Source organism: Gillisia xinjiangensis (assembly GCF_046298265.1).
GTDB lineage: Bacteria > Bacteroidota > Bacteroidia > Flavobacteriales > Flavobacteriaceae > Gillisia > Gillisia xinjiangensis.
Window position 1 is genome coordinate 291515 of the sequence record NZ_JBKAHK010000003.1, and the last position, 24680, is coordinate 316194.

Annotated in this window: 24 protein-coding genes; 7 read left to right on the forward strand and 17 right to left on the reverse strand. The window is 38.8% G+C overall.

Annotation, left to right across the window (positions count from 1 at the left end; translation table 11 throughout):
* Positions 1 to 122 precede the first annotated feature (122 nt).
* Positions 123 to 1487 carry a pyridoxal phosphate-dependent decarboxylase family protein gene (locus ACKGJN_RS06305; RefSeq protein WP_409538853.1) on the reverse strand — a complete coding sequence of 455 codons (1365 nt, stop codon included), beginning with the start codon at positions 1485 to 1487 and terminating at the stop codon, positions 123 to 125.
* Between the two features lie 4 nt (positions 1488 to 1491).
* Positions 1492 to 3105, reverse strand: coding sequence for a bacillithiol biosynthesis cysteine-adding enzyme BshC (bshC, locus tag ACKGJN_RS06310; protein ID WP_409538608.1), 1614 nt, complete (start codon positions 3103 to 3105; stop codon positions 1492 to 1494).
* Between the two features lie 202 nt (positions 3106 to 3307).
* On the opposite strand from bshC, the gene ACKGJN_RS06315 reads away from it, so the two are divergent.
* The 6 genes from ACKGJN_RS06315 (at position 3308) to ACKGJN_RS06340 (ending at position 10376) form a co-directional block, all read left to right on the forward strand.
* Positions 3308 to 5800: a M14 metallopeptidase family protein gene (locus tag ACKGJN_RS06315; protein WP_409538609.1), complete on the forward strand. Its 2493-nt coding sequence runs from the start codon at positions 3308 to 3310 to the stop codon at positions 5798 to 5800.
* A 74-nt stretch (positions 5801 to 5874) separates the two neighbouring features.
* Positions 5875 to 6096: a hypothetical protein gene (locus ACKGJN_RS06320; RefSeq protein WP_409538610.1), complete on the forward strand. Its 222-nt coding sequence runs from the start codon at positions 5875 to 5877 to the stop codon at positions 6094 to 6096.
* 198 nt (positions 6097 to 6294) lie between these two features.
* The gene (locus ACKGJN_RS06325; RefSeq protein WP_409538611.1) at positions 6295 to 7326 is read left to right on the forward strand and encodes a hypothetical protein; all 1032 of its coding nucleotides are present in this window, start codon (positions 6295 to 6297) and stop codon (positions 7324 to 7326) included.
* Between the two features lie 116 nt (positions 7327 to 7442).
* On the forward strand, positions 7443 to 8411 hold the full coding sequence (locus ACKGJN_RS06330) for a calcium/sodium antiporter (protein WP_409538613.1): 969 nt from the start codon (positions 7443 to 7445) through the stop codon (positions 8409 to 8411).
* Positions 8412 to 8429: 18 nt separating this feature from the next.
* On the forward strand, positions 8430 to 8861 hold the full coding sequence (locus ACKGJN_RS06335) for a hypothetical protein (RefSeq protein WP_409538614.1): 432 nt from the start codon (positions 8430 to 8432) through the stop codon (positions 8859 to 8861).
* 228 nt (positions 8862 to 9089) lie between these two features.
* Positions 9090 to 10376, forward strand: a complete 1287-nt coding sequence (locus ACKGJN_RS06340) for an erythromycin esterase family protein (protein WP_409538615.1) — start codon at positions 9090 to 9092, stop codon at positions 10374 to 10376.
* Here the strand turns inward: ACKGJN_RS06340 and ACKGJN_RS06345 are convergent.
* On the reverse strand, positions 10373 to 10687 hold the full coding sequence (locus tag ACKGJN_RS06345; protein ID WP_409538616.1) for a hypothetical protein: 315 nt from the start codon (positions 10685 to 10687) through the stop codon (positions 10373 to 10375). The genes ACKGJN_RS06340 and ACKGJN_RS06345 overlap by 4 nt on opposite strands.
* A 467-nt stretch (positions 10688 to 11154) precedes the next feature.
* Between ACKGJN_RS06345 and ACKGJN_RS06350 the strand changes: the two genes are divergently transcribed.
* Positions 11155 to 12213, forward strand: a complete 1059-nt coding sequence (locus ACKGJN_RS06350) for a class I fructose-bisphosphate aldolase (protein ID WP_409538617.1) — start codon at positions 11155 to 11157, stop codon at positions 12211 to 12213.
* Between the two features lie 166 nt (positions 12214 to 12379).
* Here the strand turns inward: ACKGJN_RS06350 and rimO are convergent, their stop codons facing one another.
* From rimO to recR, 14 genes are all read right to left on the reverse strand, one after another.
* Complete coding sequence (gene rimO / locus ACKGJN_RS06355) at positions 12380 to 13732, reverse strand: 30S ribosomal protein S12 methylthiotransferase RimO (protein WP_409538618.1); 1353 nt, start codon at positions 13730 to 13732, stop codon at positions 12380 to 12382.
* Positions 13733 to 14002: 270 nt separating this feature from the next.
* Positions 14003 to 14863, reverse strand: a complete 861-nt coding sequence (locus tag ACKGJN_RS06360; RefSeq protein ID WP_409538619.1) for an aminotransferase class IV — start codon at positions 14861 to 14863, stop codon at positions 14003 to 14005.
* Between the two features lie 92 nt (positions 14864 to 14955).
* Entirely contained in the window at positions 14956 to 15327 is a 372-nt protein-coding gene (locus ACKGJN_RS06365) for a hypothetical protein (protein ID WP_409538620.1), read from the reverse strand.
* 2 nt (positions 15328 to 15329) lie between these two features.
* On the reverse strand, positions 15330 to 16961 hold the full coding sequence (locus tag ACKGJN_RS06370) for an amidase family protein (RefSeq protein ID WP_409538621.1): 1632 nt from the start codon (positions 16959 to 16961) through the stop codon (positions 15330 to 15332).
* 33 nt (positions 16962 to 16994) lie between these two features.
* Positions 16995 to 17951: a signal recognition particle-docking protein FtsY gene (ftsY, locus tag ACKGJN_RS06375; protein WP_409538622.1), complete on the reverse strand. Its 957-nt coding sequence runs from the start codon at positions 17949 to 17951 to the stop codon at positions 16995 to 16997.
* Between the two features lie 146 nt (positions 17952 to 18097).
* A complete protein-coding gene (locus ACKGJN_RS06380) occupies positions 18098 to 18250 on the reverse strand; it encodes a DUF4295 domain-containing protein (protein WP_409538623.1) in 153 nt (50 codons plus the stop codon).
* A gap of 7 nt (positions 18251 to 18257) precedes the next feature.
* On the reverse strand, positions 18258 to 18440 hold the full coding sequence (rpmG, locus tag ACKGJN_RS06385) for a 50S ribosomal protein L33 (protein WP_006987945.1): 183 nt from the start codon (positions 18438 to 18440) through the stop codon (positions 18258 to 18260).
* A 24-nt stretch (positions 18441 to 18464) separates the two neighbouring features.
* Positions 18465 to 18704: a 50S ribosomal protein L28 gene (rpmB, locus tag ACKGJN_RS06390; RefSeq protein WP_006987946.1), complete on the reverse strand. Its 240-nt coding sequence runs from the start codon at positions 18702 to 18704 to the stop codon at positions 18465 to 18467.
* A gap of 134 nt (positions 18705 to 18838) precedes the next feature.
* Positions 18839 to 20089 (reverse strand): competence/damage-inducible protein A, encoded by a 1251-nt coding sequence (locus ACKGJN_RS06395; RefSeq protein ID WP_409538624.1) that lies wholly within the window; start codon positions 20087 to 20089, stop codon positions 18839 to 18841.
* Complete coding sequence (locus ACKGJN_RS06400; protein ID WP_409538625.1) at positions 20089 to 20430, reverse strand: Hpt domain-containing protein; 342 nt, start codon at positions 20428 to 20430, stop codon at positions 20089 to 20091. Before ACKGJN_RS06400 ends, ACKGJN_RS06395 begins: the two co-directional genes overlap by 1 nt.
* Positions 20431 to 21045, reverse strand: a complete 615-nt coding sequence (locus ACKGJN_RS06405; RefSeq protein WP_409538626.1) for a fumarylacetoacetate hydrolase family protein — start codon at positions 21043 to 21045, stop codon at positions 20431 to 20433. It abuts the gene before it with no gap.
* 36 nt (positions 21046 to 21081) lie between these two features.
* Entirely contained in the window at positions 21082 to 21858 is a 777-nt protein-coding gene (locus ACKGJN_RS06410) for a 3'-5' exonuclease (RefSeq protein ID WP_409538627.1), read from the reverse strand.
* A 647-nt stretch (positions 21859 to 22505) separates the two neighbouring features.
* Positions 22506 to 23813 (reverse strand): dihydrolipoamide acetyltransferase family protein, encoded by a 1308-nt coding sequence (locus ACKGJN_RS06415; RefSeq protein WP_409538628.1) that lies wholly within the window; start codon positions 23811 to 23813, stop codon positions 22506 to 22508.
* Between the two features lie 215 nt (positions 23814 to 24028).
* Positions 24029 to 24646: a recombination mediator RecR gene (gene recR, locus ACKGJN_RS06420; protein WP_409538629.1), complete on the reverse strand. Its 618-nt coding sequence runs from the start codon at positions 24644 to 24646 to the stop codon at positions 24029 to 24031.
* Positions 24647 to 24680 lie beyond the last annotated feature (34 nt).

Genomic DNA, 24680 nt, shown 5'->3' on the forward strand with positions numbered 1-24680 from the left:
ATTTTTTTATCTTTCTCTTTTCTATTCTCTTTTTTCTCTTCTTCACCTCATCACTTCTTCACCTCGTCACTTCATCACTTCATCACTTCATCACTCCATCACTTCTTCACTTCTTCACTTCTTCACTTCAGGGTGTCCAGAATAAGATCGATATCTGCTTCCGTAGTATCCGGATTTATAAAGCAAAACCTCGAAATGGTTTCATTTTTCCAAATTGTTGGAGTAACCAGCGCGATTCCTTCTCTATGGTTTCTATAGGTCCAGTCCCGGTATTGCTCTGCTGTCCATCCAATTCTTCGGAATAATACCACCGATAAACTCTCCGGGCGCACCATTTCCAGGTAAGGACGTTCCTCTATTTTGGCAGCTGCAATTTTAGCCAGGGTAATTCCGCGTTCTATAGCTGTTCTGTATTTTTCGGTGCCGTGCATTGCCAGGGAAAACCAAAGCGGCATCCCCCGTATTCTTCGGGTAAGCTGAATTTGATAATCGGCTGGATTGAATCCCTGGGCTCCTTCATCCTTAAAAATTTCCAGATAGGCTCCTTTTTGAGAATGCGCATTTTTTGCGAATTCCATATTTTTATAAAGGACCGCACCACAATCATAAGGTGAAAAAAGCCATTTATGCGGATCGATCGTGATACTGTCGGCTTTTTCAATCCCGTTGAACAAATGCCGGACAGATCTTGCCGCAAGTGCACCACCACCGTAGGCACAATCTACATGCAACCAAACCTGCTCTTTTTCGCAAATTCCGGCGATCCCAGCCAGGTCATCAATAATCCCTGCATTTGTGGTTCCTCCCGTTGCAACAACCGCAAAGACCCTTTTTCGGTCTTTTTCCTGCAGTTCCTCAATGCCGGCGCGCAGTTCTTCCCCGGAAAGAAAATCCCCCCGGGAATCGATCTTAAGCAGATCGGCGTCCATCACTTTTGCCATGGCCTCTACCGAGCTGTGTGCTCCCTGGGATACAAGAACAAGTCCCTTAATCCCAATATTATCTGTATTTCTGCTTCGCCATTCTTCACGTGCCGCTACCATCGCCGATAAGTTTGCAACGGTTCCGCCGCTGGTAAAAACACCAAAAGACCCTTCCGGCAGGCCTGAGATACTTACCAACCAATTCATAGCCTGGTTTTCGCAAAAAATCCCTCCGGCACCTTCCATCCAGTATGCTCCGTGAATGCTGGAGGCAGAGGTAACAAGGTCGAACATAATAGCAGCCCTGGTAGGCGCTGCCGGCACAAAAGCCAAATGGCGTGGATGATCTATTGGCACGGTGGCCTTCACCAAAACATCCCTAAAAAGCTTAAAGGCCTTTTCCCCGCCAATCCCCTCATCGGTTATGGTTTCTCCAACCATTTTCAACAACTCCTCTTCCTTTTTAGGCGAGCCCAGTTCCGGGGTGATATTTGAAATACGATCTATGGTATACTTCATGACATCCAAAGTCATTTCCACCAGATTCATATCGATTGTATGCATTTTATTATTCTCCAAAAGTCAGTATTTTAAAATTTAATTCTAAGGGATCTAATTCGTTGATGAGTTTAGGAATGAGCTCTTTTCCATATTCCAGGTACATTTCTGAAAAATTAGTTTGCCGCTCCTGTAAACTCTTATTCGGGAACAGCTCGTTCTGAAGGTCGGAAATACGTGAAACCTCATCTTTTAATTTGCGCTTCTGGGCTTTTAAAAGTCGGTTTTCCAGGTTTTCAAGACCTTTTAACTGCTTCATCTCCTGTGCTTTTACCGCTCCCAGAAAAGTAGGATCTGTTTGTGCTGCCAGTTCATATAAATGCTGAAACTGCTGTACCAGAAATTCTTTTTGGGGAGAAAAGTCGATATCTATATTCGATATTTTTCTAACCTTCCGATTGATGAGTTCATGCTGTTTCAAAAACAATTCTGCCTGGGAAATATCGAGGTTTTTCCTTTTTTGATCCTGTTTTGAAGTTTCTATCAGGGCCGAATTCCGAAGCAATAATACCGGAAATGGCACTTCTACGGCATCAAAAAATTCCTTGAGTTCAAACCAGTATGCGAGTTCTCCTCCCCCGCCTATGTAACATAAATTAGGCAAAACAACCTCCTGATATAATGGCCGTGTCATCACGTTGGGACTAAAATGCTGCGGATTGTTTTTTAATTCAGCTCGTAATTCTTCTTTGCTGAAGGAAGTATCGGTTTCATTTATAAAATAAGTGCCATCACGTTCTATAATCCGTTCCCGAAGGCCGTTTGCAAGGTAAAATAAATTGATCTCCCTTGGATTTACCTGAACGCCATACCCAAGTTCCTGCATTTTTTCGGCTACCGGAGTAGCGGTTTTATGGGATATCTGGCCAAAAAGTTCCTGTTCCAGGTAAGGGATAAATTCGGTTTTCAGGGATTTTTCATCGGCATCCAGGATCACCAATCCGTAGTCCTTAAAAAGCTCATTAGCAAGATACCTGGTAGCATCGGTAAGGTTGGAATGTTCCAGATAGGCCGATTTAAATAGGCCCTTCAATTCTTCAGCGTTCTTCCCTCCTCCTATTTCTGCCGAGAATAATTCGAAAACTTCTTCAAGACCCTCAGTAGTCAAATTTCCTACCGCATCACTTCCTGCTCCCGGCTGATCGCTGTTCCACAGGAATTTCTTTCCGTTAAGGTTAAAATAATTGATCTCTTCAAAATCGTGATCTTCGGTTGCCATCCAGTAAACCGGCACGAATTTTTGATGCGAATATTCCTTGCTTAATGCTGAAGCCAGGTTGATAGCAGAAACGATCTTGTATAAAAAATAGAGCGGCCCGGTAAATAAATTTAACTGATGTCCGGTGGTTACCGTGAAGGTGTTTTCTTCGGAAAGCGCTTCGATGTTATTTAAAACAGCTTCAGAAGTATCAAGGTTTGAATACTGTTGTTTTAAAACCTTTACAAGGACCTTTCTTTTTTCTGAAGTAAAAAACTCCTGTTTTTCATCTATTTGAGCCTTAAAATTTTCCAGATTTGAAAACCGGTTATAAAAGGGGTTTAATTCTTCTTTTTCGTCCAGGTAATCCAGAATAAGATTGGAAAAATAATTGGTTTGTTTATAGGAAAGACAGTCTGTTGGCATATTATTTCTTTAAAACGTAAAGATACCTAAGATAAATATTTTATGGCCCATTTTTTAGTTAATTCCGTGGTGTATACTATCTTTACTCCATCAATATTGATTTTATCCTCCTTATGAAATGAGCATAACGGAAACCCTATATAAACACCAATGAAGATATGCGAATTGCATATGACCTTTAAAAAACAATAGATATCTACATATGAAAAAACTACAACTTCTGGTTGCCTTCGCTTTTTTAACTTTTCAGATTTCCATCGCACAAAATCTACAATCGCCTGAAGAATTTCTTGGGTACCAAATAGGAACTCAGTTCTCCAGACATGCCGATGTGGTGAATTATTTTGACTACATCGCAGAAAATTCTGATTTGGTAACCTATCAAACCTATGGAAAAACAAATGAGCGACGTCCACTTACTTATGCCGTGATCTCTTCTGAAGAAAATATAAAAAATCTTGAGGCCATACGAAATGCTCATTTAAAAAATGCGGGAATAGTTTCCGGCACTTCGGAAAATTCCGCAGAAAAAGCCATCGTATGGTTGAGTTATAATGTGCACGGGAATGAAGCCTCCAGCACCGAAGCAGCTATGCAAACATTGTTTGAGTTGGTAACCGCAAAAAAGGACTGGCTGCAAAATACGGTTGTGATCATAGATCCCACGGTAAATCCCGATGGCCGCGATCGTTATGCCAACTGGTACAACCAGGTGAAATCCACCCCATATAATTCATCGCCACTGGCAATAGAGAACAATGAGCCTTGGCCAAGGGGAAGGGCAAATCATTATTTATTTGATCTTAACCGCGACTGGGCCTGGGCAACACAGGTAGAAACCCGGCAGCGTTTAAAAATTTACAATCAATGGCTGCCACATATTCACGTAGATTTTCATGAACAGGGCCGTAATAGTCCTTATTATTTTGCCCCTGGCGCAGAGCCTTTTCATGAGGTGATCACTCCATTTCAACGGGAATTTCAAATTGCAATAGGAAAAAATCACGCAACATATTTTGATAAGGAAGGCTGGCTGTTTTTCACAAAAGAAAGTTTTGATTTACTATATCCCAGTTACGGTGACACGTACCCAACCTTTATGGGAGCTATTGGAATGACCTATGAGCAGGCAGGACAAGTTGGGTTGGGCATAGATACGAACGAAGGTTATGAACTCACCCTGGTAGACAGGGTTGCACATCACCATACCACTGGACTTTCTACCGTTGAAATCGCTTCAAAAAATGTGAAAGATTTAAATGCCGAGTTTAATAAATTCTTCAAAAACGATCAACAGCAATATAAAAGTTTCGCGCTAAAAGGAAATTCAGATAAAATCAGTGCTTTAAAACAATTGATGAACAGACATGAAATTCAATACCAAACAGCAGGTTCAGGAAAAATAAAAGGCCTGAACTATAGTGGAAGCAAGTCCGATTTTAATTCAGATGAAAATACGCTGGTTATAAATACCAATCAGCCAAAAGGTAAAATGGTCAAGGTTTTATTTGAACCTGTAGCAAAATTAAGCGATTCTCTTACCTACGACATTACCGCCTGGAGTCTTCCTTATGCCTATGGATTGGAAGCTGTGGCCAGTACACGCCTTGTTTCGGGAACTCCAACCGCGGCTGTGAAAATGGCAAATAACACGGCCAATCCTTCGGGAGCGGGATATATTACCAAATGGAATTCTATGCAGGATGCCCGATTTCTTTCAGCCTTGCTGAAGGAAGGCATTAATGTAAGATTTAGCGAAACCCCTTTTGAAAATGAAAATAAGAAATTCGATGCAGGAAGTCTGGTGATTACAAAAAGCGATAACCGCAAACTGGAGAATTTTGATTCCAGGCTCGTAGCTATTGCCAATAAACACATGCGTGAGTTAACCGTTGCCACTAGTGGTTTTTCTACCAAGGGACCCGATTTTGGTTCTTCACAAATGAAGATCATAAACAAGCCTAGAATTGGCGTTTTAAGAGGAGATGGAACTTCTTCCCTGAATTATGGTGAGATCTGGTACTTTTTTGAACAAGACCTCAACTACCCGATAACAGCTATAGAAACCGATGATTTTAACGCCTCTGATTTGTACAGGCTGGATATTTTAATCCTCCCATCCGGAAATTACAAAGACATCCTAAACAAGGAAATGTTGGAAGAATTAAAATCCTGGGTTAGAAGTGGCGGAAAAGTGATTGCTATTGAAGGAGCCATTGCAGGTTTTGCCGGGAAGGAAGGTTTTGATCTAAAGGAAAATAAACCTGAAAAGGAAAAAGACAGCGCCAAAACAGGAAACCTTATTCCCTATAACGAAAGAGAGCGGGAACAAATAAAAGACCTGATCACCGGAAGTATCATAAAAACCAATGTGGACAATACCCACCCAATGGCTTTTGGATATGATGACAAATATTTCAGTTTAAAACAGGGAAATACAAGTTACAGCTTATTAAGAAACGGATATAATGTTGCTTACCTGGAAAATGATCCGATGATCGTTTCAGGTTTTGCGGGAAGCGAAGCATCAAAAAAGATCCAAAATTCCCTGACTTTTGGAGTAGAGCCAATGGGAAGAGGAAGTTTTATTTATATAATCGATAATCCACTTTTCAGGGCATTCTGGGAAAACGGAAAACTCTTCTTCGTGAATGCTGTTTTCTTTGTGGATAATGATGATAAGAACAGATATTAAAGCAGGGAAATCCCCAGGTGGATAAAAACCGGTACTCTTAAATAGATATGAGAAATGATAAATAGAGAAGATTTTTGAAGTACGAGATTGGAAAAAAAGAAAGAATCAAGAGCCAAGAAACCAAGTTAGTTATTCATCCTAGTTATGTTTTAGAGTATTGTGGATTATTTTATAAACCTCAATTAAGATTTACCGGTTTTGCTTCGTTCCTTTTTAACCACAAAGCACACCAAGAAAAAAAAACACAGAGCACACAAAGCAAAAAAGTGATAATTGAAAGTGAACCAACTGGATAATTATTGAGGAAATTAGAAAAGGACTACATTACAGCAGTGTCTAATGGATAGCAAGACTTTGCGCCCTTTGTGGAAACTTTGTGTCCTTTGTGGTTAAAGAAAGTACCTTTCTACAATTTCTTAAAACAGAACGCACAAAAAGGTTTACCGGACAACAATTTTCAAACCTTTTTATAAGAAATCTCTAGAATTTCAAAGATGCAAAACAGATCCATCGGAAAAAGACATTATTTTAAACAAATGTTGGCATTACCCTGGATCTATTTTTTTCTGCTGAAAAGTGTTTTTAAACAGAAACGATTTATCAAAACTCACCTGGAAAAAGAACTTACAGGGTATAGAAAAACCAATGACGGGAGTTTGACCTTAGCCGATTTCAAAAAGATAAACTCCTATTATGCTTTGGGAGTTCCGGGAATCCTGGGAGCATCTTTGGCTGTTTTAAGAGGACAAGCGTTGACAAAAAAAGAACGGCTTTGCCTGACCTTTTTAGGTTCAACTTCCGGTTTACTGGACGACCTTTTTGATGATCCAGATAAAGAAGTACAGCATTTAAGAAACTTTATTCGTGATCCTGAAAATCTTGAGGCATTCAATTCCAACGAAGCTTTGTTGGTGCATTTATATATGCTGGGATTATCTTATGCGAGTCATCCTGAGCATTTAAAAAAGCAGGCTTTAAAAGTTTACGAGGCTCAGCAAAGAAGTTTGCAACAACAAAAAGCTGAAAATCCAATCCGGTTAATCCATGAGATAACGTATGCTAAAGGGGGAACCTCATTTCTTTTCTACAGGCTTTGTTTGGAGCAACTTCCTGAGAAAGCTGAAGTGAAACTCTTATCCCATTTAGGCGGATTGATGCAGCTGGGAAATGACATTTTTGATGTGTGGGAAGATTTCCATTCCGGTACCAAAACCGCAGCCAATACCTGCTTTTCCATTCAACAACTCCGGCAAGATTTTTCAGAAGATTTAAATACTTTCTTCAAGTTGGTGGAAAAAACTTCCTATTCTAAAAAACAGACCTACCGGTTTTCAAATATTATTTCTCTTGCACTGGCAAGGGTTTTTGTGTGTCTGGATCAGTTTGAAAAATTAGAAATCACTACGGACAATAAATTTCAAACAGAAAAATACAGCAGGAAACAATTGATTTGTGATATGCAGAAACCAAAAAATCAACTAAAAGCACTGCGCTATTTTATTGATAATCCTGCGGTCATAAATTGATGAATCTGATTTTTAATCAAACCAAACAAAGCCTTATATTAGTTCTATATTTATTTTTAATGGGCTGTTAAACGCACTATTTTTTTCTATTAATTTCGATCAAAATTTAAAACAACATGCTAATCCCAATTCTATTGTTAATCGCAGGATTAACAATTTTAATTTTCGGAGCTAATTATATGGTGGAAGGTGCTTCCGCCCTTGCAAAAAAGTTCAATATTTCCAATCTGGCTATAGGATTAACCGTTGTTGCCTTTGGAACTTCTGCGCCGGAACTGGTGGTAAATACCTTTGCAGCGGTTCAGGGACATCAGGATATCGTTTTTGGAAATGTGCTTGGAAGCAATAATTTTAACCTCTTCATTATTTTGGGAATCACGGGCTTAATCACTCCGCTCGTGGTGCAATCCAGCACTGCATGGAAAGAGATCCCAATTTCATTTATCGCGACCCTGGTGCTCTTTTTCCTGGTGAACGATGGGCTGATTTCTAATTCTGAAAGTTCTGTTTTGGGAAGGATCGACGGGGCAATTTTACTCATCTTTTTTGGCCTGTTTCTTTTCTATGTCCATAAACAACTCAAAAACGACCCTTCAGAAACAGGAGAATTTATTGAGGTTCCAACTTTAACCAATTTAAAGATGGGCATTTATATTATTGCCGGATTAGGAGGTTTGATTTATGGTGGCCACCTGGTGGTTAATAATGCGATTCTGCTTGCCCAATCTTTTGGGATAAGTCAAAAAATCATAGGACTTACCGTGGTTGCTGCAGGAACTTCCCTTCCGGAACTTGCAACCTCTGTAGTGGCCGCATTAAAAAGGAATGCAGATATAGCAGTAGGGAATATTGTAGGATCTAATATTTTTAATATCTTTCTTATCCTTGGAGCTTCCTCCATGCTCAAACCAATAGGATTCGACCCAAATTTCAATATGGACATCTATGTCTTAGCGGGAGGAACAATTTTTCTTATCCTGGCGATGTTCACAGGGAAAAGGAGAATACTCGACCGCTGGGAATCTTTGGTTCTTTTGCTGTTTTATCTGGGTTATACCACGTATCTTGTAGTACAGGAACTTTAAAATTTTCCAATATAAACCATGAAAAATATCATCTTTTTCGGATTGTGGATCTTTTTAATTTCCTGCGGAAGATCTTCTGAAGAAGTATCCCTTTCAGAAAAAGTGGACTCCCTGAAAATCGAAATAGTTGCGCTCCAACAGGCCAATGATACGCTTAGCGATCACCTGATGAAAAAAGCCTTTGTTGCCCGGAATTATCCTGAATATTTCGACTCCATCGCCCAACCGGAAAAGTTTTTAATAGATAGGCTCCAGGAACATCCGGAATTAATTCCGAAAGATGCCGTATTAGGCGGCACGATGCGATTCACCTCCATATATTTCATCAATGATGAACTAATCGTTGCCGAATATGAAGACGGTCATGTGATGGGAAAATCCATTTTTGGTTATCGACCCGATCGTAAAGGAAATCTGAGATTTGAAATGATCGCCCGGTTACAGGAATAAAAATTTAACCGAAAAATCATTGAAATTCAGATTTCATAATCTGCAGGAGCTAGCGTAGAAAATTTTTCATCCTCCCTACCCTGAATCCTGATTTTTGTGCTCCGATGCCTTCCTGAAATCAACATTCCCATTGTATTTTTAACTTTTTATTAAATCCTTTCTGAAAAAATTCTTTCTGAAAATGAGTAACTTATAGTTAGACAGAGCTAACATATAAATACTGATAGCATGAGTATAGATACAGATTTTTCAGAATTCTACCATCCGCTAAAATCAACCCCAGATCTGGATCCTTTAATGAAGAGAATAGGAGATGCAAAATATGTTTTGCTGGGGGAAGCAAGTCACGGAACGCATGAATATTATACCTGGAGAACAGAAATCACGAAAAGACTTATAAAGGAAAAGGGATTCAATTTGATTGCTGTTGAGGGAGACTGGCCGGATTGCTATAAAATCAATCAGTGGATAAAAGATGAGAGCAGTGAAAGAACGATCGAGGATGTTCTCATGGAGTTTACACGCTGGCCTACCTGGATGTGGGCGAACTGGGAAATTGTTGCTTTGGCAACCTGGCTGAAAGAACAGAATTCACCTTTAGCCTATGAAAAGAAAATCGGGTTTTACGGTCTCGATGTTTACAGCTTGTGGGAATCCATGGATCAAATTGTGGGCTATCTGGAAAAAGAGGATCCGGACACCGCTGTACTCGCTAAAGAAGCAGTACGATGTTTCGAGCCTTTCCGGGAACATGATTCCTATACTTCGGTCTTTTCAATGGCCCAACCAAGTTGTAAAGAGAAAGTACTGGCGCTTTTACAAAAAGTGAGGTTAAATGCACACAATTATGATCATCAGAAAGAAGCAGGGCTTAATGCAGAATTGAATTCGCTGGTAATGGCCAATTCAGAAAAATATTACGAAGCTATGGTTTCCTTTGGGGAGGATTCCTGGAACGTACGGGATAAACATATGGTGGAAACCCTGAATACCCTGATGGATTATCACGACCCCAATGCTAAAGTAATTATCTGGGAGCATAACACGCATATTGGAGACGCTAGAGCCACCAGCATGGCTTCCCAGGGGTTGGTAAATGTAGGTCAACTGGTACGGGAACAACAAAACCGGGATGAGGTAGTGCTGGTGGGATTTAGTTCTTACTTAGGATCTGTCATTGCCGGTTGTGGCTGGGGTGAACCTATGCAGGACCTTGAAGTCCCTCCGGCTATTCCCGGAAGCGTTGAAGCTATGCTGCACCAGCATTCAGAAACCAATAAATTGATCATTTTTAATGAAGATGCTAAATTGGAGGAGGCTTTTTCAGAAAAATTACCGCACCGGGCAATAGGAGTGGTTTACAATCCGAATTCCGAAAGGGGAAATTATGTGCCTTCCAACCTTTCCTTTAGATATGATGCTTTTATATTTATTGATGAAACCAGAGCGCTTCATCCATTAAAATTGAAGCCGGATGGTCACAAGGTTCCGGATACTTTTCCCTTTGGATTTTAAGGAATTAATTCCGCCGGATTTGCAACAGCACCTGATGAAAATCTGGATTTCAGCAATGCTATGTCCTCTTTTTTAAATCCCTTGAGATCAATCATGGTCCCTGAGGCCGTGCCCGATTTTATTATGAAATTATTTGGGGTAATTGTTATTAAGTTGATGTCTTCAAAGGCAAATACTTTTTCTTTTTCCTGAAAAGCACTTAGCCTCACCTCCTTCTCATCCCAGGCGATATATTCCAAATTCAATTCTTTATCATAAAAATGCCAGCCACCATACAATACAGCCATCCCAAGATAAAACCAAAGGTTCATGCTTTCAAATTTACTTTCTAAAAAAATGAAACCACCTAAAATTATCCAAAGGAACACCCCGATTAATTTATAATAGCTTTTAATAAAAACCGGGGATTTTACAATTCTGGGCAAACTGGATTATTTTTCAGATTCAGATCCGAAGATATGTTTTTTCAGGCTTTTTTCAGAAAAATCGTATCCTTTTTTAAATGAGACAGGTATTCCTGTTTAACGGTTCTTCCGAGTTTTACAGCAGGTATTTATCCCATAATTCTTTCATTGTTCAGGATAAAGTCTAACAGGTTTTTGAAACCTGTTAGACTTCTCTTTAACTATTTTTTGAGTAGTTATTTTGTTTATCGTTTTAATAACTTTTATAAATATTTTATAATTCAGAATGGAAAACTATGGATTAAAATCTTTAAATTCAGTTTCCCTATAAACATTTTCCCACTGTTGATTTTTAGAAAACCAAAACCTGAAATATGAAAACTATAGATGAAATTCGTGAAAAACTTGGGGAAGATGCTTCCTATTACCTGGACCACGTAAGTAAAAAAATTCCGAAGAAACGACTAAAAATACCAGGGCCTGAAAGTGTGGATACTTTTATAGATAGTGACAGGAATCCGCAGGTATTGAAAAGTCTTGCCAGTTTATACAATCATGGAAATTTGGGGGGAACGGGATATTTAAACATCCTGCCAATAGATCAGGGAATAGAACATTCGGCGGCCTTTTCGTTTTATAAAAACCAGGATTATTTCGATCCGGAAAACATCCTTAAACTTGCTATTGAAGCAGGTTGTAATGGGGTTGCCACCACCTTTGGCGCCTTGGGTTTACATGCCCGGCGATACGCCCACAAGATACCGTTTGTGGTTAAGATCAACCATAACGAGCTGCTAACCTATCCTAATAAATATGATCAAATTCTCTATGGCAGCGTTAAAGAAGCCTGGAATCTGGGAGCTACTGCCATTGGAGCTACGATCTATTTTGGTTCTGAAGAAAGCAACAGGCAAATCCAGGAGATCGCGTTGGCCTTCGAGGAAGCCCACCAGCTGGGATTGGCCACTATTTTATGGTGCTATACCCGAAACAACGCCTTTAAAATTGAAAATGAAGATTATCACAGCGCTGCCGATCTTACAGGCCAGGCCAATCATTTGGGGGTTACCATAAAAGCGGATATAATAAAACAGAAATTACCGGAAACCAATTTCGGATTTAAAAACATCAACTTCGGAAAATTTAATGATGAGATGTACGAAAGCCTTACCACAGAGCATCCTATAGATCTTTGCAGATTGCAGGTTGCTAATTGTTATATGGGAAAAATCGGATTGATCAATTCCGGTGGCGGTTCCAAAGGAGAATCTGATATCAAAGAGGCGCTACGAACCGCAATTATCAATAAAAGAGCCGGAGGAAGCGGACTTATCATGGGAAGAAAAGCATTTCAGCGACCTTTAAAAGAAGGAATAGAAATTTTAAGAAGTGTACAGGATGTTTACCTGACACCGGAAATTACGGTTGCATAATATGTTTTAAGCGGAATTTTAATCGTTTTGGAAATTTCCAGGCAATGAACTTAAATTAGTATTCGTACCGGAAAGACACTCAAATTCCCTTTCAATTATTTTTTGTGGGACAAGTTAATTTAAAACTATCCCCCTCACCCTTATTTTAAGGGGCATAAAATAAGCTTTAGAACGACTTAACCTTGATTTCTTTTCTCACAGGTTTTTCCGCAGTTACATTTAAAGCTTCCCCGTACAAATCGAAATCGGCTGCTTCGGTGATCTTCACCTCGTAAAATTCGCCGGTTTTAAGGTAGGTAGTTGTAGCGTCGATGAGAACCTCATTATCAACATCGGGAGAATCAAATTCGGTGCGGCCAACAAAGTAATTCCCTTCTTTCCGGTCTATAACAACTTTGAAAGTCTCTCCTATTTTTTCCTGATTCAGTTCCCATGAGATCTGCGACTGTAACTCCATGATTTGATTGGCACGTTCCTGCTTTATTTCCTGGGGAACATCATCTTCCAATTTATAGGCGTGTGTGTTTTCTTCGTGAGAATAGGTAAAACAGCCCAATCGCTCAAAACGCATTTCCCTAACCCAATCCTTCATTTCCTGAAAATGCGCTTCAGTTTCGCCAGGATATCCTACGATAAGCGTAGTTCTAATGGTCATTTCAGGAACCATTTTTCTGAAATCCTTCAGAAGGTTTGTAGTTTTTTCATGAGTGGTCCCGCGACGCATGGATTTCAATAATTCTGTATTGATATGCTGTAACGGAATATCGAGATAATTACAAATTTTTGGTTCGCGCTTCATAACATCAAGCACATCCATAGGAAAACCTGTTGGGAATGCATAATGCAACCTGATCCATTCAATTCCTTCAACCTTTACAAGGTTTTCAAGCAATTCTGCCAGGTTTCTTTTTTTATAGATATCCAACCCATAATAGGTAAGATCCTGCGCGATAAGTATTAATTCCTTAACCCCGTTCTTTGCAAGGTTTTTGGCTTCCACCACCAGTTTTTCAATAGGGGTAGATCTGTGTTTTCCGCGCATTATAGGAATAGCACAAAAAGAACATGGCCTGTCACAGCCTTCGGCTATTTTAAGATAAGCGTAATTCTTTGGAGTAGTAGTGATCCTTTCTCCAAGCAATTCATGTTTATAATCGGCTTCCAGTGCCTTTAACAAGGCTGGAAGTTCAGTAGTACCAAAATATTGATCAACATCCGGGATTTCCTTGATGAGATCCGGCTTATAGCGCTCGCTTAAACAACCCGTCACAAAAACCTGGTCCACTTCTCCCCTTTGTTTTTTTTCAACGAATTCCAGAATGGTATTTACAGATTCTTCCTTGGCATTGTCTATAAATCCACAGGTATTTATCACTACGATGTTCCCTTCTTCCTCATGAACAACATCCTTGTTATTAGCCTTCAATTGGCCCATTAGCACCTCGCTATCATAGACATTTTTGCTGCAACCCAAAGTTACTACATTGATCTTGTTCTTCTTTAATGACTTCGTCCTCATAAATACATTCTGTTAAATTGCTCTGAAACAGCACTTTCAGGCTTATAAAACCCTTGTGATTCTTTAAACCTGAAAGTTCCGGGAGCGATTATTGAAATCTCTCTTCAAAAGCGGGTGCAAAGATACGATCTAAAATTAGAATTACCCTATCTAACAACTTAAGCTTGTTTGACATAGCATAGTCAGCATAAAAAAATGACTTTCAGGAAAACAGAGAGCTCTACCTGAGATTGGCAGAATTTTCAAACTATTTTAAATTTTAAGTCGTTGTTAAGGTCTGGTTAACTTGATAAATTCATTCTGTAAAAGCGTGGTGATATGATTTTTTTTGGCTCGAAAAAGTTCTTTTTCCCTTGAATGAACCGATGCCACCTTTACAACCTGAGTTGTTGTTCCTGTAAGAAATATTTCATCCACTTCTACAAGTTCATCCAGATGTACGGCTTTTTCTTTCACTTTAATCCCTAAGTTTTGACAAAGCAAAATTATTTGTTTTCGGGTAACGCCGGATAGAATATGAGGCCCTTCAGGATGCGTATAAATTGTTTTATATTTTACAAAAAAAGCGCTTGAGTGGGAAGCTTCGGTAAAGTATCCTTTTCGAACCAAAAGATTCTCTTCAAATTCCAAAGAAACCGCCTCTTCATTTGCCATGATATTTGCCATAAGCGCTGTGGTTTTTATATCACACCTTTGCCAGCGTTTATCTTTGGAAACCAAAACCTTCCATTGTCTGTTTTTAAAATTTTCCAGATTGACGGGAAAGGAATAAAGCAGGATAGTTGGAGTAGGGTTTTCAGGATAAAAATGTGTTCTGGGTGCAGTTCCACGGGAGATTTGAATATAAACAGCCGCATCACTTTTAGATAAACCGGCACGGGAAACCGCTTCCAGCATCAGTTTTTCCAGGGGGGCTACATCAAATTCTATCTGAACCTCCTTCAGGCAATATTGTAAACGCTCCAGATGTTCCTTCAGCTTAAAAGGGATTCCATTATAAAAAGGGGTTACTTCATAAATTCCGTCGCCAAACATAAATCCACGGTCAAACACAGAAACAAAGGCCTGGTCGTGCTTAAGCCATTTTCCGTTAAGGTAAACCTCTTCTGGATAATTTTTCTTCGGATTCATATGTAGATCCTTATTGTTTTTTTATCGGTCTCCCGATAGCTATCGGGAGTAATTAGCATTTCATAGGGTCTCAGGAGCTAAAAATAAAAAAATCAATTGCTTCGCGAGAAATTCAAAAAGTATAAAAAAGGTAAAATCATTTGCAAATTTGATGAAACCTTGGGAGAATCAAATTCGCTTATGGGATTAAAATATCGATGCAAATCCACCGCCCATTCCATCTCATAGTAGCGGACAACGCTAATTATTACAACCCCGGCTATTACATAAATCCAGGAATATTGTTCACGCTTTAACATTACCCATCCAATTGCGGCAAAAACAACAAAAGGAAGAGCGATAATTAAATTCGGAATTACCCAGGCACCTTGAAACACGATCGCGATAATCTTCATCACTATATAAAAAAAGCTATAGAACAGGATGATCTTGCTAATGAGCCCTTTTAAATTCCTTTTTGGCATTCTTACTCCTTATAATTTTTTGGGGAAACTCTTTTCTTTGAAACCTGCTCATAAGCATACGCAAATTTATAAAGCTGATCTTCCTGATATGGTTTTGTGATAAAGGTCAAACCTTTTGGCGCGTTATTGTCTGCATATCCCATGGGAACCGTCATTGCAGGATACAAGGCTACGGCAGCAAACCCGGCGTGATAATTATTGATGGACAGCACTGCATCCAGATTATGGGTATTCATTGGAACTTCAAAAAAGCGTCTTCCATTCCTGCTTAAAGTATCTTTAATGGCAGCAAACTCTTCATTGGTTGCTGAATCTTCTAAAATCCCGTCAAACAATCCCTGGCCATAAGGAGCACGTATGGTTGAATCTTTTTTATTGAAAGCGACCACATCCTGAACAGATTTGATTTCAACATTACCTCCATAGTTTTCAAAATATTCCGGAAGATCATTTTTCATATCCAGATTCAATAAACGACGGAAATTTGGAAGGTCTATTTCTTCCGCTTCAAATTCAATAATTTCAGCTCCGGCCTTTCTTAGATCATTTAAAGCTGCAACATAAAGAGAATCCTCCATCAAGGATTTTAAAGCCCCAAATCTTTTTCCTTTTAAGGTTTCGGTTGCCGATAAGTTAGAATAGAAATCCTTGGTTAAATTTGTATTTTTTACTGAAGCCGGGTCTTCATCATCCTTTCCCGTCATTGCAGAAAATAATATAGCATTATCAATAACCGATTTTGTGATTGGTCCTGGAGTATCCAGGGTACTTGATATTGGAATTATTCCACCCCTGCTTAAAACCCCTATAGTAGGTTTTAAACCAACCACTGAATTTTGACTGGAAGGAGATAAAATAGATCCAGAAGTTTCCGATCCAACTGCAACCGTTGCAAAATTGGCAGCTACTGCTACCGCGCTACCGGAACTGGAACCACCCGTATCAAGTATTTTTCTTCCGTAGGGATTTAAGGTTTGACCGCCGATGGCGGAATAACCGCTTGGGCAGTCTGTGCAAAAGAAATAAGCCCATTCGCTTAAATTGGCTTTCCCAAGAATAAGGGCACCGTTTTCCTTTAATCGCTCAACGATATAAGCATCTTCGGTTAGATTATTTTTAAGCGCTACAGAACCCGCAGTAGTAGGCAAGGCTTCCGTATTGATATTATCTTTTAAAAGTACAGGAATTCCAAAAATAGGATGTTTTCGTTCCCCTTTTTGAAAAGCAAGATCTTTATCCCTGGCTTCATCGAGAATATCGGGATTTATGGAAATTACTGAATTAAGGCTTTTTTCATTATTCCGGTCGAATTTCCGGATCCTGTATAAATAAAACTTTACCAGCTCTTCATAGGTGAAATCCCCATTTTTTATAGCCTTTTGAATGTCGGGAATACTTTTATCCATGATCATTGGTTTTAGCATGGAATAGCGATCCTCCCTAAATGATTCCATTTCCGTTTTAAAGGGAGCCCAAAGGGAATCTTTATTAATAATTTTAGAATCCAGCACTTTAAATTCCAATTCTGAAGAAACCTCTGTAGAATCGGTTTGAGCACTATTTTTTTCTGCGGTATTTTCCTTACATCCAATAAAAAGAAGGAAGAAAAGTAATAATGAAACTGCTCTTTGCATAAGATATAGCTGATTAATTTGAATTTAAAAGGGTTATTTTTTGAAGAAGGAATCTACAAATTCATATTTATTAAACACCTGAAGATCTTCGAGACCTTCACCTATTCCTATATATTTTACAGGGATCTTAAACTGATCACTGATCCCTATCACGACTCCACCCTTTGCGGTACCATCCAGCTTTGTAACTGCGAGGGAGGTAACTTCGGTAGCGGCCGTGAATTGTTTTGCCTGTTCAAAAGCATTTTGACCTGTAGATCCATCAAGAACGAGCAACACCTCGTGAGGAGCGCCAGGAATGACTTTTTGCATGACTCTTTTCACCTTGGTAAGTTCATTCATCAGGTTCACTTTATTGTGCAATCTTCCGGCTGTGTCAATTATAACAACATCTGAACCTTGAGTAACCCCGCTTTGAACGGCATCAAAAGCCACCGAGGCAGGATCGCTTCCCATTTGCTGTTTGATCATGGGCACCTGAGTTCTGTCGGCCCAAATTTGAAGCTGATCTATAGCTGCTGCCCGAAAGGTATCTGCAGCACCCAGCAATACTTTCTTTCCATCCTTTTTAAACTGATGTGCCAACTTCCCGATAGTGGTAGTCTTCCCCACTCCATTCACGCCAACCACCATGATCACATAAGGTTTTCCTTCGCTTTTAAAATTAAACCCATCGGTTTCTCCGGAATCGGTTTCAGATAACAAACCCGCAATCTCTTCCTTTAAAATCTCATTAAGCTCGGCGGTTCCTAAATATTTATCCCTGGCGACCCGATCCTCGATACGCCGGATAACTTTTATAGTTGTTGTAACACCAACATCACTGCTTATTAAAACCTCTTCCAAATCATCCAGAACGTCTTCATCCACTTTGGATTTTCCGGCCACAGCCTTGCTCATTTTTGACAGGAAATTGTCCTTGGACTTTTCTAAACCTTTATCGAGGGTTTCTTTTTTTTCTTTAGAAAATATCTTTTTAAATAAACTCATTTTTACTGGAAGGTTTTTAACTGCTAGACGGGTACGGCGCAAAAATAAAATGCGCTACATTTTCCGATTGTAAATATACACAAAAAACAAAAAAAGCCGTTCCGATTTGTTATCGGAACGGCTTTTCAAATTATTTTTTAAATAACTTACTTCTTAGCAAGAAAGTCATTTACCTGTTCAGGAGCCATAATGCTTTCCACAAACGTGTAAGCGCCAGTTTTAGGTGATTTCACCATTTTGATGGCTTTGCTCAATCTTTTTGATCCTGTTTGTATTGTACCTACTGATTTCTTTGCCATGGCTTAATTATTTTATCTCTTTATGAACCGTCATTTTCTTAAGGATTGGGTTAAATTTCTTTAACTCCAATCTATCCGGTGTGTTCTTTTTATTTTTTGTTGAAATATATCTTGATGTACCCGGTTTACCCGATGCTTTATGCTCTGTACACTCTAAGATTACCTGTATTCTATTACCTTTCTTTGCCATATTATTGTGTCTTAATGGTGAGGATTATTTATTCAAATATCCCTTTTCCCTTGCTTCCTTGATGACAGCAGAGATCCCTTTTTTATTGATGTTTTTTAATGCAGAAGTGGAAATTTTTAAGGTTATCCATTTATCTTCTTCAGGAATATAAAAACGTTTTTTTAATAAATTAATATTAAATTTACGTTTAGTTTTATTCATAGCGTGGGATACATTGTTCCCAACCATTGCCTTTTTACCCGTAAGCTCACAAACTCTTGACATTGCTCTAATCTTTATTTTGTTATTTCAAAACAGGCTGCAAATTAACGATATTTTTACATAACAGCCAACACTATTTTAAAAATATTTATTGTTTTTTCTGGATTATCAGAATGTATCCTTCCTCCTCAAACAGGCTATTTTTGGTTTAGTTCTTTCAGAAGCATTTCAAAAGCCTTAGTCACAGCCTTTTTAACCACCTGCTCCCTGGTTTTTCCAAATATAAATTTTTTCGAAAAGACGCGCTCGGGGGTTGCTAAGCCAATATAAACCGTTCCCACTTCTTCATCGCTATCCCCTTTTGTGGGGCCTGCATTTCCCGTTGTTGCCAAGGCATAGTCCGACTTAAACAATCTTTTTACATTTTCCGCCATCGCTTCGCAAACCTCGGCACTTACCACGCTGTGTTTCTCGATTAAGCTCGCAGGAACCCTAAGAATATCAGATTTTGACTGTGTGGCATAGGTTACTGTTCCGCCCTTAAAACAATTAGAAGCTCCAGAATTTGCGGTAAACTCCGCTGCGATTTCTCCGCCGGTACAACTTTCAGCAACCGCTAAAAAACGCCTTTTGGCAACAAGTAATTTATTTATAGTCAGCGTAATATCATCATCTTCACCACTGATATCTGAAATAATATCTTCCAGAAGCGGATATATTTTTTCAAATTCATGTTCTATTGCCAACCTTAGTTCCTCCTCATTCTCCCCTTTTCCGGACAATCTCAACCTTACTTTTCCAAGTGCCGGCAAGTAGGCGAGTTTTATAGAAACAGGTAAATTCCTTTCCCAATCCTCAATTCTAAGTGCAATTGCACTCTCACCCAAACCGTAGGTTTTTATTGTTTTGTGAAAAATAAAAGGCCTTTTGAATTCTTTCTGAAGTTTTGGGATTACCTCGAGCTCCATCATCTTTTTCATCTCAAAGGGAACTCCGGGCATAGCGATAAAAACCTTTTCCTCTTTCTTCATCCATAAACCCGGCGCTGTGCCGTATTTATTGAAAAGAATCTGTGCTTTAGATGGAACTAAAGCCTGTTCCCTGTTAAGGTTTGAAATAGGAGTTGAAACATGTTTAGCAAAGAGTTCTTCTACATGCTTGAGTACTTCTTCATTATTTACAAGAATGTCGTCAAAATATTCACATAGGGTATGCTTGGTCACATCATCCTTTGTAGGGCCCAGCCCACCGGTGATTATAACAACATCTGCCCTTTCTGAAGCTTCTTTAAGCGTTTGTAAAATGTGTGATTTTTCATCCTCTATGGAGGTGATCTGGTGAACGGAAATCCCAATCTTATTTAAACTTTGGGCGATAAATGCAGAATTGGTATCTACAATTTGTCCAATTAAGATCTCATCTCCAATGGTAATTATTTCAGCGGTCATTAAAGCTCATAATCTTTCTTAAGGTCCTGTTCAGCCAGCGTCACTTTATCGGCGATTTTCCTTCCGGCATTTCCAGCGTTTTCCTGGTTGGTCTTGCCTTTAGACCAGGCTTCAATCACAAGGATTTGCTCCATTAAATCCAGACCAAAAAGCGCCAGGTTTGGCTTCATTTTGTGTGCATATTGATATGCAAGCTTTGGATTATTGCTATCTATAGCTTCACTCATAGAACGCACATCTGGGGGAATTTCCTCAAGAAATGTTTCTACAATCACCTTCACGAAATCTTCATCACCGCCAGCCATCTCATTTACTGCTTTTAAATCGTAATAATTACTCATCTATTTTACGTTAATTGAAAAAAATTGTTCTTCTTCTATAAAACCCGTCAATGTATCATTAATTGAAACTTTTCCTACGCCCTGAGGAGTTCCGGTAAATATTATATCGCCAATTTTTAAAGTGAAAAATTGAGAAACATAGGAGATAATTTCATCTGTTTTCCAAAGCATATTGCCAGAATTGCCCTTTTGAACCTTCTCCCCGTTTTTTAACAAGCTAAAGTTAATATTATTTAAATCACTGAAAGAATTTTTGTTCATCCATTTTTCTCCAATGACTGCAGCCCCATCAAAAGCTTTGGACTTTTCCCAGGGCAAACCCTTTTCCTTTAATTTTTTCTGAAGGTCTCTCGCGGTAAAATCTATTCCTAATCCTATTTCATCATAGTATTTATGAGCGAATTTTTCCTGGATATATTTGCCCACTTTTTTAATCCTGACAAGCAGTTCCACTTCATAATGCACATCATCAGAAAAATCGGGGATAAAGAAGGGTTGTTTTTTTAATAGAACAGCGGTATCGGGTTTTAAAAAGATAACCGGTTCCTCCGGACGCTCATTATTTAGTTCCGAAATATGTTCAGTATAATTTCTACCAATACAAATTATTTTCATTTAAGAAGATTTTATTTTGAACTATATATTAAGTGATTATTTCAATTTTGTATTGAGTTTTCTTAGTTTAATAGCGGTAAGCACTTTTTTGGTATATAACGGAAAATCGGCATTTTGTATCCATCCGAAATAACCCGGCTCCTCTTCCAAAACTTTTTCTACGAGCTTTCCTTTAAACTTTCCGAAGGCAAAAACCTCATCTCCTTTTTTATCATAGCCTATAAAACCGGCGAAATCTGCAAACTTTCTACGGGAACTGTACTCCCCCAGCCAGGACATTTCATTGGTTAAATCTTCATATTTATCCAATTGTGACTTTAAGATCTCATAGGTTGCATTCGTATCTGCTTCAGCTGAATGGGCACCTTCAAGATCTTTCTCACAATAAAACTTATATGCTGCAGAAAGGGTTCGTTGCTCCTTTTTATGGAAAATCGTTTGAACATCTACCGAAACCACATTTTTCATCTCAAAATCAATTCCCACCCTAAGCAACTCTTCAACAAGCAAAGGAATATCAAATCTGTTGGAATTATATCCTCCCAAGTCGCAGGATTTGATCATTTCATGGATTTGTGGTGCCAACTCCTTAAAAGTAGGTTCTTCGGCTATTTTCTCATTTGAAATTCCGTGAATGGCAATTACCTCCTCCGGGATTTTCATCTCCGGATTTACCAGCCAGGTCTTGCTTTCTTTATTTCCGTTAGGAAAAACCTTTAATATTGAAATTTCTACGATCCGGTCCTTTGAAAGGTTCATTCCTGTGGTTTCCAAATCGAAAAAACATATTGGCTTGGTAAGCTTTAACTCCATAACAACTATTTTTTATTGTAAATATACATTAATGTCCGGTAAAGAGTCAAGATCGTTCCGCCTTTGGCGTAACTGCAAGAATATAGAACCAAGACTTGATTTTTAATTAACTGATAAATATTTAGGTATGATTTCTATTTTTTCAGAACACTTTAATTATCTAATTGAAAAATTCAGAAAAGTAAGGTTTGTTTAATTCAAATCCATTGGAATGTCCAATCTATATTAGGAAATTGCATCAAGGTGTTTACTTTAACCACAAAGGTCACAAAGTTTTCGCAAAGAACACAAAGGCTTACTATTCCATTCGGAACTTCTGCAAAGTGGTCCTTTTCTAATTTACAAATCAATAATTTTCCAGTTGGTTCAATTTCAATCCCCAGTTTTTTCTTTGTGTCCTCAGCCTGTACGTACCCGGTCCGGGCGGGTGTTTTTTTTCTTAGCGTGCTTTGCGGTTAAAAAGAAACGAAGCAAAAACGGCAATTCTTAACTGAAATCTATAAAATCATCCACAATGTTCCATAACGTTACCATTTTTCTCTAACATTTCCAGAAAATGAAAATTCATCAGTTATAAAATAATAAGCCGCAAAATCACAGTAGGTATTTCAGTGATCATGCAGCTTATTTATTTCAAATATTATATTTTAAATATCCCTGTTCTTATCAAAAGCCTCTAAATATTGTGCTACTCTTTGAACAAATTGTCCTCCCAGCGCACCATTCACGACACGGTGGTCATAACTATGAGAAAGAAACATTTTATGACGAATCCCTATAAAATCACCTTCCGGAGTTTCGATTACCGCTGGCACTTTTCTAATAGCTCCCAGGGCTAAAATCGCTACCTGTGGCTGGTTGATTATGGGAGTCCCCATAATACTGCCAAAGGTTCCTACATTGGTAACAGTGTAAGTTCCTCCCTGAATATCGTCTGGCTTCAGTTTGTTGGTTTTTGCCCTATTGGCAAGATCATTAACCGCCTTGGCCATACCAACCAGGTTTAACCTGTCGGCATTTTTAATAACCGGAACAATTAAATTCCCATCGGGAAGCGCTGCGGCCATTCCAAGGTTGATATTCTTTCTTTTTATTATTTTGTCTCCATCTACCGAAATATTAACCATTGGGAAATCCTTAATCGCCCTGGCTACGGCTTCCATAAATATTGGTGTAAAGGTGAGTTTTTCACCCTCGCGTTTCTCAAATTCGTTTTTATGCTTATTTCTCCAGTTCCAGATATTGGTAACATCAACCTCGATAAAAGATTGCACATGTGCAGATGTTAGATTACTCTCCACCATATGATGGGCGATCATTTTACCCATTCTGCCCATTTCAATTATTTCATCTTCCCCGTTAACACTTATTGGAGCTGCTGGTTTTTTAATGGAAGGTTCCGGCCTTTCAGCAGGCGCAGCTTGTTGTGGTTTAGAGGAACGGGTCTCCACATAACCCAGAATATCATTTTTGGTTACCCGGCCATCTTTTCCGGATCCTTCAAGACTTTCGAGTTCCTGTAAGGATATGCCTTCTTTTTTAGCTATATTTTTTACCAGGGGAGAATAAAATTTTGTGGAATCTGCATAAAATTCAGGAGAAGACTGTATGCTTTCTTTTGCTGAAGCAACAATTTCTTCAGCTTCGTCTGCCATAACTTCCTCTGCTGCTTCCTCCGGTTCTTCTGAGGTGGTTTCTGAGCTTCCTTCTCCATCCTTGACTTCAATTATAGCAATAATTTGTCCTACCTGTACTAAATCATCGGCTTCAAAAAGTTTTTCCACCAGGACACCATCAACTTCACTTGGAACTTCACTATCCACTTTATCTGTGGCGATCTCCAGTACAGCCTCATCGGCTTCAATGGTATCTCCTACCTCCTTTAACCAATTTGTAATGGTTGCTTCTGCAACACTTTCGCCCATTTTGGGCAACTTTAGTTCAAACTTTGCCATATTATTATCTCAAAGATGTTTTTTGTAATACCGATTGCGAAATTACTTATTTTAACGCACTCTTAGTATTAAATATTCAATAAAATTATTTTTAATTGTTTTTTTGTGCTGTCATTCAATCATTTCGCTTTCTGTAAAAATACAGTTTCAATTCCTGAAATTAAAAAGAATGAACCTGTTTTAATGCCACAGCTGCTTTTATTTCCCCGGAAAATTCAATTTTTAAGCGAGCCTTCAAAGGGTATTCTATTCGTTATGCTCCTGCCCAGGGTAACTTCATCTGCGTATTCAAGCTCATCACCTACCGAGATTCCACGGGCAATTGTGGAGGTTTTCACCTTTATTCCTTCCAGCTGCTTAAAAATATAAAAATTGGTGGTATCCCCTTCCAAAGTTGAGCTCAAAGCAAAAATAATCTCTTCAATTTCTCCTGCTTTTACTTTATCTATAAGGGATTTTATAGTCAATTGTGATGGTCCAATCCCGTCCATAGGACTAATTTTTCCTCCCAGCACGTGATACAATCCGCGGTACTGACTTGTATTTTCTATCGCCATCACATCCCGGATATCTTCCACAACGCATACAATCTCCCGAACCCTGTTTTGATTGGAACAAATCTCACATAATGCTGTATCGCTGATATTGTGACAGTTATTACAAAGTTTGATTTTCGTTCGTAAATTCACCAAAGCTTCTGAAAGTTGTGTGGTTTGCTCCGCTGGTTGCTTTAATAAATGCAGCACAAGTCTTAATGCGGTGCGCTTTCCCACTCCCGGAAGCTGGGACATTTCGGCTACGGCCTGTTCCAATAATTTTGAAGAAAAATCCATGTTTCAAAATTACGTTTTTTTACTTCAAATCAAT

Coding starts and splice junctions, on each gene's coding strand:
- ACKGJN_RS06305 (WP_409538853.1), bottom strand. CDS start 1,487: ATGCATACAATCGATATGAATCTGGTGGAAATGACTTTGGATGTCATG.
- bshC (WP_409538608.1), bottom strand. CDS start 3,105: ATGCCAACAGACTGTCTTTCCTATAAACAAACCAATTATTTTTCCAAT.
- ACKGJN_RS06315 (WP_409538609.1), top strand. CDS start 3,308: ATGAAAAAACTACAACTTCTGGTTGCCTTCGCTTTTTTAACTTTTCAG.
- ACKGJN_RS06325 (WP_409538611.1), top strand. CDS start 6,295: ATGCAAAACAGATCCATCGGAAAAAGACATTATTTTAAACAAATGTTG.
- ACKGJN_RS06330 (WP_409538613.1), top strand. CDS start 7,443: ATGCTAATCCCAATTCTATTGTTAATCGCAGGATTAACAATTTTAATT.
- ACKGJN_RS06335 (WP_409538614.1), top strand. CDS start 8,430: ATGAAAAATATCATCTTTTTCGGATTGTGGATCTTTTTAATTTCCTGC.
- ACKGJN_RS06340 (WP_409538615.1), top strand. CDS start 9,090: ATGAGTATAGATACAGATTTTTCAGAATTCTACCATCCGCTAAAATCA.
- ACKGJN_RS06345 (WP_409538616.1), bottom strand. CDS start 10,687: ATGAACCTTTGGTTTTATCTTGGGATGGCTGTATTGTATGGTGGCTGG.
- ACKGJN_RS06350 (WP_409538617.1), top strand. CDS start 11,155: ATGAAAACTATAGATGAAATTCGTGAAAAACTTGGGGAAGATGCTTCC.
- rimO (WP_409538618.1), bottom strand. CDS start 13,732: ATGAGGACGAAGTCATTAAAGAAGAACAAGATCAATGTAGTAACTTTG.
- ACKGJN_RS06360 (WP_409538619.1), bottom strand. CDS start 14,863: ATGAATCCGAAGAAAAATTATCCAGAAGAGGTTTACCTTAACGGAAAA.
- ACKGJN_RS06365 (WP_409538620.1), bottom strand. CDS start 15,327: ATGCCAAAAAGGAATTTAAAAGGGCTCATTAGCAAGATCATCCTGTTC.
- ACKGJN_RS06370 (WP_409538621.1), bottom strand. CDS start 16,961: ATGCAAAGAGCAGTTTCATTATTACTTTTCTTCCTTCTTTTTATTGGA.
- ftsY (WP_409538622.1), bottom strand. CDS start 17,951: ATGAGTTTATTTAAAAAGATATTTTCTAAAGAAAAAAAAGAAACCCTC.
- ACKGJN_RS06380 (WP_409538623.1), bottom strand. CDS start 18,250: ATGGCAAAGAAATCAGTAGGTACAATACAAACAGGATCAAAAAGATTG.
- rpmG (WP_006987945.1), bottom strand. CDS start 18,440: ATGGCAAAGAAAGGTAATAGAATACAGGTAATCTTAGAGTGTACAGAG.
- rpmB (WP_006987946.1), bottom strand. CDS start 18,704: ATGTCAAGAGTTTGTGAGCTTACGGGTAAAAAGGCAATGGTTGGGAAC.
- ACKGJN_RS06395 (WP_409538624.1), bottom strand. CDS start 20,089: ATGACCGCTGAAATAATTACCATTGGAGATGAGATCTTAATTGGACAA.
- ACKGJN_RS06400 (WP_409538625.1), bottom strand. CDS start 20,430: ATGAGTAATTATTACGATTTAAAAGCAGTAAATGAGATGGCTGGCGGT.
- ACKGJN_RS06405 (WP_409538626.1), bottom strand. CDS start 21,045: ATGAAAATAATTTGTATTGGTAGAAATTATACTGAACATATTTCGGAA.
- ACKGJN_RS06410 (WP_409538627.1), bottom strand. CDS start 21,858: ATGGAGTTAAAGCTTACCAAGCCAATATGTTTTTTCGATTTGGAAACC.
- ACKGJN_RS06415 (WP_409538628.1), bottom strand. CDS start 23,813: ATGGCAAAGTTTGAACTAAAGTTGCCCAAAATGGGCGAAAGTGTTGCA.
- recR (WP_409538629.1), bottom strand. CDS start 24,646: ATGGATTTTTCTTCAAAATTATTGGAACAGGCCGTAGCCGAAATGTCC.